Genomic DNA, 15,609 nt, shown 5'->3' with positions numbered 1-15,609 from the left:
CGCTACCGCCCGGGAGAGGGGCTGTGCGGCTGCCAGGTCTTCGCCGTACCCGACTCTCAGCGGGTCAGCTCCAGTGTCCGCCGGAGCAGCCCAAGTGCCTGGTCCACGCCCTGGTCGGCCAGGTAGACGAAGTCCACGAAGACGTGGTCGACGTCAGTCTCGTCTCCCGTACGGAGGATGATGTCCGCGATCTCCGGCACGGTCGACTCGGAGGTGGGGTTGATCCTCAGGATGGCGTCGATGCCGGCCGGGTCGCGACCTTCGGCCTCGGCCATGCGGCGGACCTGTTGCAGCGGCCGGTCGACCACGGCAGCAGGGTCGAATGCGGAACCCCGGACGGGCACCGCCACGGGAAGTATGCCGTCCGCGCGGCGGGCCGCCCGGCGTTGGGAGGCCGGGGCGAAGCCGGACAGATAGACCGGGGGCCGAGGGCGCTGGACCGGCTTGGGCCCGATGTGGGCGGCGGGAAAGGCATAGTGCCTGCCGTTGTGCTGCGCGACGGGCTCGGTGGTCCAAACCGCCTCCAGCACATCCAGACACTCGTCCAGCCTCGCGCCCCGCTCCTCCCAGGGAATGCCCACGCCCTGGTACTCCTCGGGCGACCAGCCGGTGCCGAGGCCGGGGATGAGACGCCCCCCGCTCACCACATCGACGCCGGTCAGCGACCGGGCGAGTAGCAGCGGGGAATACCAGGGGGCGATGAGCGTGGAGGTGCCCAGCAGCGCCCGTTCGGTGACGCTTGCGGCAACACTCAGCGCCACGAACGGGTCGAGCATGGTGTGCAGTTGCCACGGAATCGTGTCCATTCCCCCGTAGCCCACGCTCGGATTCACCGCGGCCAGCACGCGGTCACCCACCCATAGGCTGTCGGCGCCGAGCTCTTCGGCCTGTCGGGCGAAGTCGGCAAGCTTGCTGAGCTCTTGGGCCATCGCGCCGTACTGAGGAAGCGAGAATCCGATGCGCATACGAACTCCTGGAGAGATAATGATGATTTGACCGTTCCGATGCCGAAGCAGCAACTTCGTTTTTCTTGCGAAGGCATCGAGTCTGCCGGCGACCGGGACGCCGTCGGCGGATACCCGAACGCACCCGTGCCCGACTCGCCGGATGCCGCCGCCTCCACCGCCGTTGTGCACGCAAGGCCGTTCACTTCCTCGCCTTCGCCGGCATCGCCTGCCCCCTCATCCGCTGCCGCAGACTCACCGAAGGAGCTGGCTTCTCATCGAGTTGTGGCCCCCGGGCATCTTCAGCCGCACCCGAATCTACGTCGGACGCCCGAACTCGCGAATCAGTCGCCGTATCGGTCGCGGCTCGCGCTGCACCGGCACGTGGTGCGGATGAGGGCCGCCGGTACCGGCCCCCGTCCGCACCCGGCGCAGAATCCCGTCGATCACCTGCCGGTGATCCCGCCACCTGCCACAACGCCCATTGCTGACCGGCAGAAACGGCTCAAGCCGCTCCCACTCCGCATCCGTGAGGTCTCCCCGCCCCATGCCCACACCAACGAGCCGAGTATCGGAAGTCACCTGATCGCCCGGACAACTCCTGGCCGATGGTTGGCCGCTGCCCGACGGCCCCGGCCCGGGCGCCCGCTGGACCGATGTCGCGCACGGTGACGGGTTACGGGACCAGGACGATCTTTCCCGTGGTGTGGCCGGCCATGATCTTGCGGTGGGCAACGGCGGCCTCACGCAGCGGGTAGGCGTCCGCGACCACGGTGCGCAGTCGGCGGGCTGCCGCCGCTTCCGTGAGCCGCAGACGGGCGGCTGCCCGGATCTCGGTGCCGGGGTCCCCACCGGGTACGCCCCCCAGGAGTTGAATGCCAACGCGCACCCCGCGCTCGTAGCCCGCGATGGTGGCGATGCGGAAGCGGTCCGGCACGAGTTCCACGGAGACGTCCACCGCCTCGTCGGTGCCCACCAGGTCGGCGGCCGCGTGCACGCCATCCGGCGCCATCGTGCGTACCCGGTCCGCCAGTCCTGGCCCGTAGACGACCGGCATCGCTCCCAGCTCCTGGAGCAGGTCGTGCTTGGCCCGGCTTGCCGTGGCCACGACAGTGGCGCCGCTTGCCACCGCGAGCTGCACGGCCACGAGGCCGACGCCTCCGGCGGCACCGTGAATGAGCACCGTCTCGTCCTTGCCCAGGCCGATCGCTTCGAGAACATGTACGGCAGTGGTGCCGGCGGCCAACAGCCCGCCGGCCTGCTCCCAGGACAGGGCGACAGGCTTCGGCACTACGGACGAGGCCGGTACGACAAGTTCAGTGGCGTAGGCGCCCGGTGCGTGATGGGCGATCACTTCGTCACCGACCGCAATCGGACCTGCGGGGCCGACCGCGTCGACGCCGGCCGCGGTCACCACGCCGGCCGCCTCGACGCCGAGCCTCAGCGGCAGTTGCCCCGGATCGGCACCGAAGATACCGCTGTACAGCTTGTGGTCGAACGGATTGACACCGGCCGCGCGGACCGTGATGCGCACCTGATTCGGCTCCGGCTCCGGGACTGCGACGTCGATCACCGACAGGACCTCGGGGCCGCCATAGGCGCCCGCCACTACTGCTGCTGCTTTACTCATATTTTCCTCCACTTCCTGGTGCGCGGCGAGCGCACGGCGGTAGCCGTCAGGGGAATCTCCCGCGAGCGCATCGGCCCGGCGGGAGTGCCGCCCCCAGGGCTCTGTTATCGCGTTGGTCCCTCGCGCGCGGTTCCGGTCGAGGAACAGAGCCAACGGCGAAGGGCGAGAGTTGTGGTCGGCATCATCAGATAAGTCATCAAGGTGCTGAACAGCAGCGCGAGAATCAGCACCCGCGCCAGCAGCGGTAAAGTACTGAGCGCCGGACCCAGAAGGCCGTTACCGATCAGGGAAATCGGGAGTATGGCCACGAAGGCAGCGAGCGCCATCTTCCACCTGGGCGGTGCGATGGTGATCGTGTCCTGCGGACTGGTGAACCAGGTCTCCATTCCGGAGAGTTCGCGACGGGCTACTTCGGTTTGGTGGTGTCCGTCGCAGTTGTCGAACAGTGCTGCCCGTTCGGGTGACGTCGTCCAGGCCTGTGCGGACTCGTGATCTCGGAACCGGTGGATGAGGACCCACGGACCGGCGGGCGTGGGAGGTCGGAACAAGCCATCCCCCAGGTGGCCGGGAAAAGTGGAGGCGGCCTTGGTCACTCGTCCGAACCACTCCCGGAAGTCCTGCTCGTAGCCGGGCTCCACGGTGCGCGCGGTGAGCAGGGTGACGTCGGTCGGGCCGCTGTCGTCCGTCTCGGTCATCGTTCTCGTCCTGCCGTCGTGAGTTGTCAGAGCTGTGGTGCCACGTGAACGAGGTGCTTGGTCTCCTGGAACTCCTCGATGCCGCGGATGCCGTTCAGGCGCCCCACTCCTGACTGTTTGAAGCCGCCCTCCTCGAACTGGTCGTAGATCATGGCCCAGGTGTTGGTCCAGACGGTCCCGGCCCGCAGTTCTCGACCGACGCGCAAGGGGCGGTCGACATCACGGGTCCATATGCTCGCGGCGAGTCCGAACTCGGTGGCGTTCGCGCGTGTGACGGCGTCGGCCTCGGAGTCGAAGAGCTCGAAGGTGGCGACCGGTCCGAACACCTCGCGCTGCACGATCGGCGCGGATACATCAGCGACCTCGATCAGCGATGGCCCGAGAAGAGCCCGGTCCCGCTTGCCCCGCACGAGCACGGTGGCGTGATCGGCCGCGGCGGTCACGATCCGTTCGACCCGTTGGGCGTTGCTTTCATCGATCATGGCCCCCATTTCGCTGGCGGGGTCGTCGCCCGGCCCGACCTGGACGGTCTCCAGGGAGGCGACGAGCCGCCGGCGGAGTTCGTCGGCGACGCCGCGCTGGGCGAGCACCCGACTGCCCGTCATGCAGAACTGGCCCGCGAAAGTGGTGATGGCCTTGGTGAGCACGGGCACGGCCGCGTCCAGATCGGCGTCGTCGAACACGAGCATCGGGGTCTTTCCGCCCAGCTCCATGGACAACGCTTTGAGCGTCGGAGCGGCCTGTTCCATGATTACGCGGCCGACGGCGGTGGAGCCGGTGTAGCTGATGACGTCGACATCGGAGGAGGAGACGAGCTCCGGCGCCCCGGTGTTTCCGCTTTCGGTGAAGACGTTGAATGCGCCCGGCTCCAGACTCGGCGTGTCGGCGATGATCTCGCTCAGCAGCCCGTTGACCAGACCGGTCTGCGCCGGCATCTTCATGACCACGGTGCAACCGGCGGCCAGGGCGGGTGCGAAGGACCGGGCCGAGAGGATGACCGGTGAGTTCCACGGCACGATCACACCGGCGACACCCGCAGCCTCGCGCAGTGTCATCGAGTAATGCCCGGGCCGCACTTCTGCGGCGCGGCCGTGGTCGGTGACGGCGAGCGCCGCGTAGTAGCGGAGCTTGGGGATGGTGCCTGCGACCTCGAGGGCCGCCTCGGAGAGCACTTTTCCGTTCTCTCGCGCCAGGAGAGTGATCAGTTCTTCGCTGCGGTTCTCGAGCCGGTCGGCCAGCTCGTGCAGGGCTGCCGCACGGCGGTGGCGGTCGCGGGGCCACTTGGTGGAGTCGAAGGCCCGTCGGGCCGCGGCCACGGCGGATTTTGCTTCCTCCGCGCCACCGTCGGCGAACGTGCCGAGCAGGTCGTTCGTCGCGGGGGTGCGCGACTCGCCGCGGGAGCCGGAGTCGTGCCACTGCCCGTCGATGTAGTGGCGCGCATGGGGCAGGGCCCGGGATGTGGGCATGAGGTGGCCTTTCGTCGTATGGCGATAGACGTTCGCGGCGGTCGGCGGGACAACGACAGCGACGTTGCAAATCGAAGGCGTATACGCGTATCGGGTGGGCAATCGGTCGTTGGCCGATGCGCTGCGGCCGGCGCACCGCGCCGTCTTTCCCCTCACCGCGGCTCGGAACCGGCTGGGCAGCTCAGTTCTGTCCGCGTGTTGATGCCGAGCTTGGCGAACACGTTCCCAAGGTGGTGGCCCACGGTGCGGTGGCTGATCCGCAGCTGTACGGCGATCTCGCGATTCGTCAGCTGCTCGGCGGCCAACTGGGCTACCCGCTGTTCCTGGAGGGTGAGTCGGTTCACCTCGTCGGTGTCCAGGCTCCCCCGACGTCCTGGCGGTCCGGTGAGTTCCTGCTCGCGCCGCGCGCGTCTGTGCAGCGGCTCGGCCCCGAGCCGGTCGAACACCTCGATGGCGGCCCCGATCTGGACGCGCGCATCGATCCGCCGACGGCCCCGTCGCAACCACTCGCCATAGAACAATTGAGCGCGCGCGTGGAGCAGAGGGTGCGATCGGGCACCTGGCACGTCGAGGGCGGCCCGGAAGGCATGCTCGACACGGGGGCCTGGAAGGAGCGCGCGAGCGACGTGCGCGGCGGAGCGAGCCCACGGCGCTCCGGTGCGCCGCCCCCAGGCTTCGAGCGCCCGTACCCTTTCCTCCGCGAGGTCGTGTCTTCCGACGTGCACGGCCGCCTCGGCGGTGTCGAGAGCGGCCAGGAGCGCGAAGGTCGGGTGCTCCGCGCCATGGCCCGGCTCGGCCAGGCGTACCAGGGTGTCCAGGGCTTCGTCGGGGCGCTCCTGGAACAGGGACGCCATTCCGCGGTTCCAGTACGCCGCCGCGCTCAGGGCGCGGACGCCCCGGGGGAGTGATGTCTCCAGAGTGCGGGCGGTGACCTCCGTGACCGCCTGCTCGTCACCGCGTGCGGCGGCGAGCCAGCCCAGGCTGGTGCGGCAGTCGGATGCGATGTGGTCGGCGCCCATCTCCTCGGCCAGCCGTAGTCCCTCCGTGGCCGAGGACTCCGCTTCCGTCCAGCGACCGGCGACGTTGTCGAGTATCGCGGTCCTGGCCAGGGCGTCGGCGAGCCCGGCGCGCTCGCCACCTTGCCGCAGGTGCGGCATTCCGAGGCGCAGCGCATCCCTCATCGGCTTGTCGATGCCCCAGGCCAGCGCGAGGGGTGTCGGCGGAAGCAACGGCAGCGCGGTCGTTCGGGCCGGGGTGACGGCATCGTCGGCTTCGAACGCGTCGGCCGATGCGTCGTCGCTCCACCGAGCGGGCGGGCCGGGTAATCCGGTCCGGTCCTCGGCATCGCGTGCGAGGAACAGCTCAAGTGATCCGGCCCGCAGGTCGCCGCGTCCCATGGACCAGTCGGCGCGCATGGCCATCGTGGCCAACTCCAGCGCCGTGTCCGGGCCCGAGACCCGGTGCATGTCGGTGGTCAGGTAGTGGTGCGCCAGTTCGGGCATGCCCCGGGCGAACTCGAGGACCCCGCGCAAACCCCGGCTGTGTCGGGCGACGTGAGCGCCGGGGGCCAGCCGTTCCGCTTCGTCGAGCAGGCGCGCCGCGGTGGCCGCGCATCCGGCGTCCCACGAAGCTCTGGCCGCTTCGGCGAGTCGTTGTGACGCGCCGATCGGCGTGGCCGAGAGTTCGGCGGCTCGCCGCAATGCCCGTGCCGCCGTCGCCGTGGCTGCGCGGAGCCGGGAGCGGGCCGCGGCCTGTTCGAGTAGCGTCGCGACGTTCTCGTCGCGGTCATGGGCCACGGCGGCGAGGTGCCACACCCGTTCCTCGGCCTCGTCCGGCAGCGTGGCGGCCAGGGCGTGGTGAGCCCGTCGCCTCACCGCGGCGCCGCAGCCCTCGTAGACGGCTCTGCTCACGACGGGGTGCCGGAACCCGACTCGGTTGCCCACGACGCGGAGCAGGCCCGCGTTGGTCGCTTCCTCCCAGGCGGTGTCGTCGACCCCCGACACGCAACCGGCGCGCTGCACCGTGAGTCGGTCGCCGTGTTCCTCGGCCGCCGCGAGCACGGTCAGCAGTTGCGCCGGGGGACTCAGGGCCTCGATCCCGGCACGGAAGGCCCGCTGCAGGCGCGGCCCGACGGGCGGTTCTCCTTGCCCATGGCGGCGCTCGGCGTCGTCGAGGCCACTTCCGAGCGTGGCCATCTCGTGCAGCGCCAGGGGGTTGCCCCCCGCCTCCCCGACCGTGTTCCGCACCGTGGTCTCGTCGGCGAACGGGGCCACGGTCGCCACGAGCCGCCGCGCACTTTCGTCGGTGAGGCCTTCGACCCGCACGTCGGCCATGCCTTCCCACTGCCGGACGGCAGGATCACTGTGATCGGCGAGCACGACCACCACGGGATGCGCCCGTACGCGGCGGGCGACGAATCCGAGGCACCGTGCGGTGGCCTCGTCGAGCCACTGCCCGTTGTCCACCACGACGAGTACGGGCTGCCGCTCGGCGAGCCCGCAGAGCAGCGACAGCACAGCCGCCCCGACCAGCAGCCGGTTCGCCGGCTCACCGCTCGCCCCGAGCGCAGCACGCAATGCAGGTGCCTGGGCCGTCACCAGCGACTCGACGCGGTCGGTCACCGGTCGCAGCAGTCCGTGCAGCCCGGCGAAGGCCAGGTCCGATTCGGGCCGGGTGGCGGGGTGGCTCAGCCGCAGGAAGTCCGCGGCTCGGTCGTGCGCGTAGCGGAGCAGAGCAGACTTGCCGATGCCCGGCTCGCCCCACAGTACGAGCGCGCCGCCGCTCCCTTCGCGGGCCTGCGAGAGGAGCTCGTCGAGAACCGCGGTCTCGGCGCGGCGTCCGAACAACTCCGTCGGCGCCGCGCCTGTCGGTACTCCGGCACCGTGCGGGCCGGGGGCGAGCCGCGTCACGCCGCGCGTTCGGACTGGACGAGTTCGCGGGCGCGCGGCGCGACCTCGTGACCGAAAAGGTGCAAGTCGGCGGGCTCATCCGAGGCGAGGATGAACCCGGAAACGCCGTACCGCAGGGCAAGGTCGGCGATCTGTTCAGCCCAGTCGCCAGTAGTCCCCTCCAACAGCCCGCCGCCGGCGCCGGTCGTGAATCGGCCGCTCAGGTTGAGCGAGCGTCTGACGGCCGCGGGCTCGCGACCGACGGCGGAGGCGGCCTCGTCGATTTGCTCGTTCATCGCGTCGAGCGACGCGGGGCCGTCGGGCAGGTATCCCAGGGAGGGCAGCCAACCGTCGGCGATCCGGCCGGTCAGCCGGAGCATGCGCGGCTTGTAGGCGCCGATGCGGATCGGAATCCGATGGGCGGGGGCGGGCCCTCGCTTGGCGCCGGTCACGGTGTGGAACTCCCCGTCGATCCGGAGGGGGCCGGGCTCGTCGGTGGCCCAAAGCCCTCGGATCACGCCCACGGCCTCCTCCAGTGCCCGCACGGCCTGGGCCGGTTCGAGCCGACGGCCCCCCATCGCGACGATGCCGTCCCAGAACGCGCCCGCGCCGATGCCCAGTTCCACCCGCCCGCCGGTGAGCCGGTCCAGGCTCGCGGCGGCACGGGCCAGCACGGCCGGGGGGCGCAGCGGAAGACTCAGTACGTTGCCGCTGATCCGAATCCGTTCGGTGCGTGCCGCGACGTACGACATCAGGGTCCAGGTGTCCTGGAATGCCGCCTGGTAGGGGTGGTCCTGGAAGCTGACGAGGTCGAGTCCGGCCCGCTCGGACTCAAGGGCCAGCTCGACCGGTGCCTGAGGCGGGTGGGCAGCGGGGGTGACGAAGCTGCCGAACCACAGGTCGTGTCCGTAGTCGGTCATAGGTGGTGTCCTCAGAGGTGGTTCGTGGAGGGAGTGAGGGCGAGGTCGACGCCGAATTCGCCCTCCGGGTCGTTAACGGTCTTCAGCGCGCGCGGACGCACGAGGGTCCCCGCGAGGCCATGCCCCGGCGGAATGCTCGGGCCGGAGACCGGACGTGAAGCCGATGCCGGGGCCACGGCGTAAGGGGCGCAGCCGGGCCAGGGTCTCCGGGGCCTGTCGACCACTTCGTCGTCACCGCCCATCACCACGAACGGAAAGTTCGCGTCGCGGTGGGCGTAGGCGGTGGCGTCCGAGGGAGCGTCGGCGACGGCGCCGCCGACCGGCCGGAGCCGGAGCCGTCCGGTCGCGCGGCTGCGGATCACGCGGCCGGCGCCAGTGGCCGGACGGCGCCCGAACCGCAGCCGGTGTCCGTGGTTCACAGCGCGTCGTGAGTGGCCGGGCGTGCGTTCATGGCACAAGGCTGCTCGACGACGACCATGGGCGACAAGCGAGACATGACCTGGTCATCAAGCACAACTCGCTCTACTATCATGACCATATGGCCAGCCTTCGACCACCCGACGAGTCCTCCGCCGCCCCGGGCCGGAGCCGCCCGGAAGTCGACTACGAGCACATCGACGACGACGTGTGCCGCAGCTTCCAGCGCTCGGTCGAGATCGTGGGCAAGAAATGGACCGCCGCGGTGCTCCTGGCGGCGATGCGGGGTGCTCGCCGATTCGTCGACTACCGCGCGCGGATCACCGGCATCTCGAACCAACTGCTGTCCCAGCGCCTGCGCGAGCTGGAGAGTCACCAACTGATCGAGCGCGTCGTGGTGCCGACGACGCCGGTCCAGATCACGTACCAGCCCACCGAGCGAGGTGCCAGCCTGATGCGTGTTCTGCACCCTCTCGTCGAGTGGAGCGCCAGGAGCGAGGAATGAGATCGCGACTACTCAACTGCGGACAGGATGCCCCGGCGGCCCACCGCAGCCGGGATGCGGCGCGCACGCCGTTCGCACTCCTCGCCCTCACGCCGAGCTGCTCGGTACCGAGCTTGGGCCCGGCGTCGGTTGTGAACGTCAGGAGCCTGCGACATCCCGGAGCAGAGCGGCGGGTGAGGCGGTAGCCGGCCAGTGCGCGCATCACCAGCCCGGTGTCGGTGCGTTCGACTTCAGAGCCGGCGAGGGACCGCCGGCCCGCGGGCGCTGCTGGTGCTGGGCCGCCACCGAGCCGCGGTCACGCTACGGCCGCGTCGACCCCCTCCGCATCCACGAGTTCGGCTGTGCGGGACTCGACCGCCGCGGCGCCCCGAGCAACTGGCGAGCCCGATCCCGGTGACGTCACTTACCTGAACTTTCGTGATGCCGACGGCCCGGAGCCGCCTCCCGAACCGGTGGAGAATGCTGCTACTTGAAATGACCGGAGCCAGGCATCATCACCGCGCCGTCACGGCGATGGGCGGTGCGAGGGACCGAGGCAGTCCCCGCACCGCTCATCGGGTCGTACTGTTGCGGACGGGCCTCAGGTCAGGAAGACCGGGGGGTTCTCGCCCCGCAAGCGGTAGTCCGGGCGCGGCCGTTCCAGCCGGATCGATTCCAGCACGGTGTACGCGTGGTACTTGGTCTGGGTGGTGGCACCTGCCAGCCGCTCCCACCACAGCTGGCCGTTGCTGGTCGTCTTTTCAAGAACGTGCCGGGTGGTGTAGTTCGCCATGGAGCTGATCCAGTTCTCGGTGCCGACGAATATCCTGTTCCAGCCGGTGCCGGTCACGATGTCGACGAGTGCATCCGAGCGACTGAACCGCTCGACCGCCGCGGTCGCGCCTTCGAGTACGTCGGCGAAGTACTCCACGCACAGTTTCACCTGCTCGTAGGTGCCGTAGTGCATATGATGGCCGCCGACGAAGAAGTCGAAGTCGTATTCGAGAATCTGCGATTGCGCCTCGTACCAGCCGGAGATGTTCTGCGAGGCGTCGCAGTGCATGAACGTCACACTTCCCGGACTCACGATGTCCACGGCGGTGAGCACCTTCTGCTGTGGTGCGTATATGAAGATATTGCCGGGGCAGTGGTTTTCACCCTTGTAGGAGAGCTGGAGGCTCACTCCGCCCACTTCGAGGGCGAGCTCGTCGTCGAATATCCTGGTCGGCAGGGGACGCTTCGGGTCGGGAAAGCGCTCCAGGAGTTCCTTGGTGATGCGGTGGGCGACGATCTCGACGTCGGGACCGAACACGGAAGCCGCGCCGATGTGATCGGCGTGCCAGTGACTGTAGATCACGTGGGTCACCGGTTGATCGGTGACGTCCTCGATCGCCGCCAGCATGTTCTCGCCCAGCGTCGGCGGTGCGTCGATCGCGACCACACCGTGGTCGGTCACCACGAACGCGGCGTCGTAGCCGGCACTGGTGACCCAGTAGAAGCCGCCGCGCAGTTCTTCGACGTGGTAGCCGTACTTCTGGAAGTGCTCACTCTGGAAATAAGGGGGATAATACCCCTCGGGGTCCTCGGGGTCGTCCGCCCCTGCCTTGGGGAATCCGTAGGGGGCAATCCCGTAGAAGCTCGGAGTGTGGTCGACATGGATGGGTTTTTGGCTGTTCTGGCACATTGGCGAAATGCCTCTCTGTTCTCTCGGGGAATCATCGAACGGGTGGGCTGTCCCATTCACGTGAATCGAAGGATCGCCTTGGTGGTGCGGCCCGAACCGGCGTCGTCGAACGCCGCGTTGATGTCGGAGAAGTCGTAGAAGGACAGCAATCGGTCGATCGGAAACCGGCCCGCCCGATAGAGTTGGGCGAGATCGTTGATCAGCAGCGACGAGACAGCGTCTCCCTGGATGATCCCCTGCACCGACTGGCCGACCGTGAGCCGGCCGGCGTCGATCATGGCACCTGTGCCTTCATGGAACGCCACGAAGCCGAATCGGCCCAGCGGTGCCAGGGCGCCGACCCCGGCATCGAGGTTCTCCGTGCGTCCGCTGGTCTCGAGGACGTACTCCAGACCGCGCTCCTCTATGGCGCGGAGCGCACCGGTCAGATCCTCGACCTGGCCGGGGTTGACGATGTGCGTCGCTCCGAGATCGCGGGCGAGCGCGAGTCGGCCGGCGTCGACGTCGACGGCGATGACCGTGGCGGCACCCGCGACGCGAGCCGCCATCACCGCTGCCAAGCCCACCGCGCCCACGCCGAACACGGCGAAGGAAGCCCCCGCGGGAACAGCGAGTGCCTTGAGCACCGCCCCCGCGCCTGTCTGTACCCCGCACCCCAACGGAGCCATGACGTCCAGGGGCAGGTCATGGGGGACCTTGATCGTGTTCCGTTGGTGGGTCAGGGCGTAGGTGGCGAAGGAGGACTGGCCGAAGAAATGACCATGTGGCTCCGCGCCATGGGCGACGTGCAGGCCGTTCGAGCCATCGAGGCGGGCACCTGCGAAATTGGCTGCCCAGACGTTGTCACAGTAGGCCGCGTGAGAGGACATGCACGGCTTGCAGCGGCCACACGAGTGGTAGGACAGGACGACGTGGTCACCGGGCTCGACGGTGGTGACGGCGGCCCCCACACGTTCGACGACTCCCGCGCCCTCGTGCCCCAGTACCACCGGTAGCGGCGTCGGCATTCGTTGCGCCCGCACATGAGCATCGGTCGCGCATATTCCGGTCGCGACCATGCGGACGAGTATCTCGTCGGGCCGCGGATCTTCGATCTCGACATCACGGAATTCGAACGGCCCGTCCTGCTTTTCGAGAACGGCGGCGCGTACGGACGTGGTCATACGTCGTGAGCCTCCCGCGAAGCGCCGCCGGCGCCGTGGCGACAGAGGACAGAAATCATCAACGACTCCCAGATCAGGGTTGTGGGCCTCGGGGCCTTCAGCGTGTCCGACCCTAGGTCGGCCGCCCGCGCTCGCGGATCGGTCGCCATATCGGTCGCGGCGTGGTTCTTCCGACGGCTGCCGCGATCGGACCCGGTGTCCGCGACCTCGATCGCGGACACCGGTCCTCACCGGGTGGTGCGCGACCCTCGGATGTCCGTACCACACCGGCGGTGGTGCGAGGTGACGAGCAGGGCGTGGCGTAGCACCTTCACTGCCGGAGACCGGTGCGCGCAGCCTGTTCGACTCGGGCGATCAGGCGGCTGTTGTGGACGGCGTGGGTGAATCCCGGGGTGTGGTGGGTCCCGTTCGTGATGTCGCGCGCCAGGCCCGCATACACCTCGCCCACATTGATCGACGCACCGGTCCAGGTCTCGGCGGCGGTCGGGCCGGTGCCGGTGACGACGGGGCTGTCGGGCGCGGGGAAGTCCACGTTCGAGGACAGCGCCAGGTCGCCGACCTGAACGCCCGCGGGGTGATTGCCGGTCAGCCTCAGCCAGCCGTCCGATCCGCGGACCTCCAGACCGAAGTGGGCGTCGGGCGCGGGCACGCCCGCCAGTATCTGCACCCCGACCGGCGCGCCCGAGGCGGTCTTGGCGATGGCGTCGAGGTGATCCGGCACCTCGCGGACGGCGAGCGCGCCGGTGTCCACCAGCTTCACCTGCGGCCAGAGGAGTTCCGTGCGCGCGTCGATCTCGGTGATATCACCGAGCACCGCCTCGACCACGTCCAGAACGTGGCCCACCGCGATCGTCAGGAAGCCGGCTCCCGCCGCTGCCTTGTCGAAGTACTCGTACGCGCTCACCGACTCCGGACCGTTCCCGAAAGTCGTCGCCACGACTCGCGCCGAGAGCAACCGCCCGAGCCGGCCCCGCGCGATGATCTCCGCCGCGCGGCGCACCGACGGATTGTGCCGGCCCTGAAGGCCGATCGCCGTGTGCAGTGAGCCAGCCGCGTCAGCCATCTCTTCCGCCTGTGCGACGGTCGTGCCCAGCGGAGACTCCGCGTACACGGCCTTGTTCGCCGCGAGGGCCGCCAGCACGAGTTCGCGGTGAGCGGGAACTTTGACAGCCACGGTGACGAGATCGACCGACGGATCGCGGATGAGCTCGAACGGATCGGCGAACCAGCGCTCGGCGCCGAACACCTCGGCAGCGCTGCGAGCACTTTCCTCGTGCCGTGTCGCCACGGCCGCCAGCCGGAACGTCGGCTGTGCCGCCAGCGCGGGGACGTGCGACGCCCCCGCCCAGCTGGCCTTCGTGTCCGCCCCGATAATGCCGACGCGAATAAGGCTGCTTGCCATGTGTGGACAACTCCGTTCATCAATCCTCGATTGCGGTAAGGCCATGCCGTACCGCCCATCTGATTACTCGCTGCGAAAACGGGGCGCATTCCCCGCCGCGCACTATCGCCCAGGGGTATCGCGAGGCCTTTCTCATCGGTCGATGGCGGCCATGTCGGACTCGGAATGGCGTTCTCCGGACGCCGGCGTCAGATTGTTCAGACGGGTGATCTGGTCGGCGGCGAGCCGGATTCCGTCGGCGGCGCAGTTTTCTTCGAGCCGGTCCACACGCCTGGTCCCCGGGATGGGCGCGATGCCTTCGTCCTGTGCGAGCAGCCAGGCCAGAGCGACCTGCGCGGGGGTGGCCCCGGCCTCGTCGGCGATCTCGGTGACCTCGTCGAGGATGTGCAGGTTGCGCGTGAGGCTGCCGCCGGTGAACCGCGGGTTGGTACGACGCCAGTCGGTGGCGTCCAGGCCGTCCAGGGTGCGGATACCACCGGTGAGAAAGCCGTGCCCCAGCGGCGCATAGGGAACCAGACCGATGCCGAGCTCCCGCAACGTCGGCAGCACCTCGGCCTCGGGGTCGCGGGTCCACAGCGAGTACTCGGTCTGGACGGCGGCCACGTGATGAACGGCATGAGCCCGACGGATCGTCGTCGCGGACGCCTCCGACAGTCCGATGTGGCGCACCTTGCCCGCGGCCACCAACTCGCTCAACGCCCCCACCGTCTCCTCGATGGGAGTGCCGGGGTCGACCCGGTGCTGGTAATAGAGATCGATGCGGTCGGTCCCGAGCCGCCGCAGCGACCCGTCGACAGCAGTGCGAATGCTGGCGGGGGTGCTGTCCGGCCCCGCCCGGCCGGTGTGGGAGACGAGGCCGAACTTGGTGGCGATGACGACCTCGTCCCGGCGGCCCTTGACGGCGCGGCCCACCAGTTCCTCGTTGACATAGGGCCCGTACACCTCGGCGGTGTCCAGGTGCGAGACACCGAGATCCAGAGCGCGATGAACAGTCCGGACCGATTCGGCGTCGTCACGACCGGCTCCCGTGTAGAACGCCGACATTCCCATGACCCCGAGGCCGATACGCGAGACCTCGAGCCCTCCAAGTGACGTGACCTGCATCTGGTGGTCCTACCTTTCCTGGATCGATGCGTCGGCCCCGCGCTCCGGACGCGCACACGGGTATGGCGCCGCGGCAGGAGTCGCGCCGCCCCGGATACGCGGCCAGGCGGCACCGAGAGGAACTTGACGCGTCAATAAGTACAGGCTCCAACTTGACGCGTCAACAAGGGGGTCTAGGATGGCCTCATGGCCGAAACCGCAGCGGGCGCGGACGGACAGCACCGCCGACGCCTGCGGAACGGGGCGACGGGCGACATCGCGGCACCCGGCGATGCGGGAGCCGGCGCGGGGAAACCCGCTGGGCCGGCCGCCGGAACCCGATGGCTGAACCGTGAGGAGCTGGCGGCGTGGCTGGCCAACTCCGCGATCATGATCAGCTTGCCGGCCGCCCTGGACGCACGAATGCAGCGCGAGTCCCGGATGACCTTCTTCGAGTACATGGTGCTCTCGGTCCTGTCCGAGCAGCCGGCTCATACGATGCAGATGAGCGATCTGGCCGCGCGGACCTCGGCGTCGCTGTCGCGGCTGTCCCACGTGGCGGGACGGCTGGAGAAGCGTGGACTGCTCGCGCGAGCCCGGATTCCCGGCTCCGGCAGGCGCACGAACGCGATACTGACCGAGGCCGGTTACGAAGCCGTCGTGGCGGCGGCGCCGGGACACGTCGCAGCCGTCCGCGAATACCTGATGGACGGGCTGGAGCCGCACGAGTTGGCGACCCTGCGCCGTATCGGCGCCGCGGTCGATGCCGCCATCAAGCGCGGGCAACCCGGCGCGGTCTCCGAGGCGCCTGATCCGGCCGAGACGCCAACGCC

The 15,609-nt window shown here is 69.3% G+C and carries 13 protein-coding genes and 1 pseudogene; 2 read left to right on the top strand and 12 right to left on the bottom strand.

The annotated features are described in order from the left end of the window. Positions 1 to 56 precede the first annotated feature (56 nt). The 8 genes and pseudogenes from STBA_RS01475 to STBA_RS01440 form a co-directional block, all read right to left on the bottom strand. Entirely contained in the window at positions 57 to 965 is a 909-nt protein-coding gene (locus STBA_RS01475) for a TIGR03619 family F420-dependent LLM class oxidoreductase (RefSeq protein WP_077057495.1), read from the bottom strand. Between the two features lie 393 nt (positions 966 to 1,358). Next, positions 1,359 to 1,493, bottom strand: a pseudogene (locus STBA_RS38550) (transposase); the annotation flags it as partial. Positions 1,494 to 1,620: 127 nt separating this feature from the next. Next, a complete protein-coding gene (locus tag STBA_RS01465; protein WP_077057494.1) occupies positions 1,621 to 2,553 on the bottom strand; it encodes an NADP-dependent oxidoreductase in 933 nt (310 codons plus the stop codon). A 125-nt stretch (positions 2,554 to 2,678) separates the two neighbouring features. Then, positions 2,679 to 3,269: an antibiotic biosynthesis monooxygenase gene (locus STBA_RS01460; protein WP_077057493.1), complete on the bottom strand. Its 591-nt coding sequence runs from the start codon at positions 3,267 to 3,269 to the stop codon at positions 2,679 to 2,681. Between the two features lie 26 nt (positions 3,270 to 3,295). Next, positions 3,296 to 4,735 carry an aldehyde dehydrogenase family protein gene (locus STBA_RS01455; protein ID WP_077057492.1) on the bottom strand — a complete coding sequence of 480 codons (1,440 nt, stop codon included), beginning with the start codon at positions 4,733 to 4,735 and terminating at the stop codon, positions 3,296 to 3,298. 152 nt (positions 4,736 to 4,887) lie between these two features. Beyond that, positions 4,888 to 7,644, bottom strand: a complete 2,757-nt coding sequence (locus STBA_RS01450; protein WP_077057491.1) for a LuxR family transcriptional regulator — start codon at positions 7,642 to 7,644, stop codon at positions 4,888 to 4,890. Next, the gene (locus STBA_RS01445) at positions 7,641 to 8,543 is read right to left on the bottom strand and encodes an LLM class flavin-dependent oxidoreductase (protein ID WP_077057490.1); all 903 of its coding nucleotides are present in this window, start codon (positions 8,541 to 8,543) and stop codon (positions 7,641 to 7,643) included. The genes STBA_RS01450 and STBA_RS01445 overlap by 4 nt, the downstream gene beginning before the upstream one ends. An 11-nt stretch (positions 8,544 to 8,554) precedes the next feature. Beyond that, on the bottom strand, positions 8,555 to 8,905 hold the full coding sequence (locus STBA_RS01440; protein WP_143659402.1) for a hypothetical protein: 351 nt from the start codon (positions 8,903 to 8,905) through the stop codon (positions 8,555 to 8,557). 176 nt (positions 8,906 to 9,081) lie between these two features. On the opposite strand from STBA_RS01440, the gene STBA_RS01435 reads away from it, so the two are divergent. Beyond that, entirely contained in the window at positions 9,082 to 9,465 is a 384-nt protein-coding gene (locus tag STBA_RS01435) for a helix-turn-helix domain-containing protein (RefSeq protein ID WP_077057488.1), read from the top strand. 580 nt (positions 9,466 to 10,045) lie between these two features. Here the strand turns inward: STBA_RS01435 and STBA_RS01430 are convergent. The 4 genes from STBA_RS01430 to STBA_RS01410 all read right to left on the bottom strand — a co-directional run bounded on the left by STBA_RS01430 (position 10,046) and on the right by STBA_RS01410 (position 14,797). Then, positions 10,046 to 11,128 carry an MBL fold metallo-hydrolase gene (locus STBA_RS01430; RefSeq protein ID WP_107484956.1) on the bottom strand — a complete coding sequence of 361 codons (1,083 nt, stop codon included), beginning with the start codon at positions 11,126 to 11,128 and terminating at the stop codon, positions 10,046 to 10,048. Between the two features lie 56 nt (positions 11,129 to 11,184). Further along, a complete protein-coding gene (locus STBA_RS01425; RefSeq protein ID WP_077057487.1) occupies positions 11,185 to 12,291 on the bottom strand; it encodes an NAD(P)-dependent alcohol dehydrogenase in 1,107 nt (368 codons plus the stop codon). Positions 12,292 to 12,601: 310 nt separating this feature from the next. Continuing rightward, entirely contained in the window at positions 12,602 to 13,738 is a 1,137-nt protein-coding gene (locus STBA_RS01415; protein WP_253194483.1) for a Gfo/Idh/MocA family oxidoreductase, read from the bottom strand. Between the two features lie 87 nt (positions 13,739 to 13,825). After that, positions 13,826 to 14,797: an aldo/keto reductase gene (locus STBA_RS01410; RefSeq protein WP_077057484.1), complete on the bottom strand. Its 972-nt coding sequence runs from the start codon at positions 14,795 to 14,797 to the stop codon at positions 13,826 to 13,828. Between the two features lie 186 nt (positions 14,798 to 14,983). Between STBA_RS01410 and STBA_RS01405 the strand changes: the two genes are divergently transcribed. Further along, on the top strand, positions 14,984 to 15,609 hold a 626-nt coding region (locus STBA_RS01405; RefSeq protein ID WP_077057483.1), incomplete at its 3' end, for a MarR family transcriptional regulator.

It is taken from the genome of Streptomyces sp. MP131-18, from assembly GCF_001984575.1.
Lineage (GTDB): Bacteria > Actinomycetota > Actinomycetes > Streptomycetales > Streptomycetaceae > Streptomyces > Streptomyces johnsoniae.
This window is presented reverse-complemented; position numbering and strand designations above follow the sequence as displayed.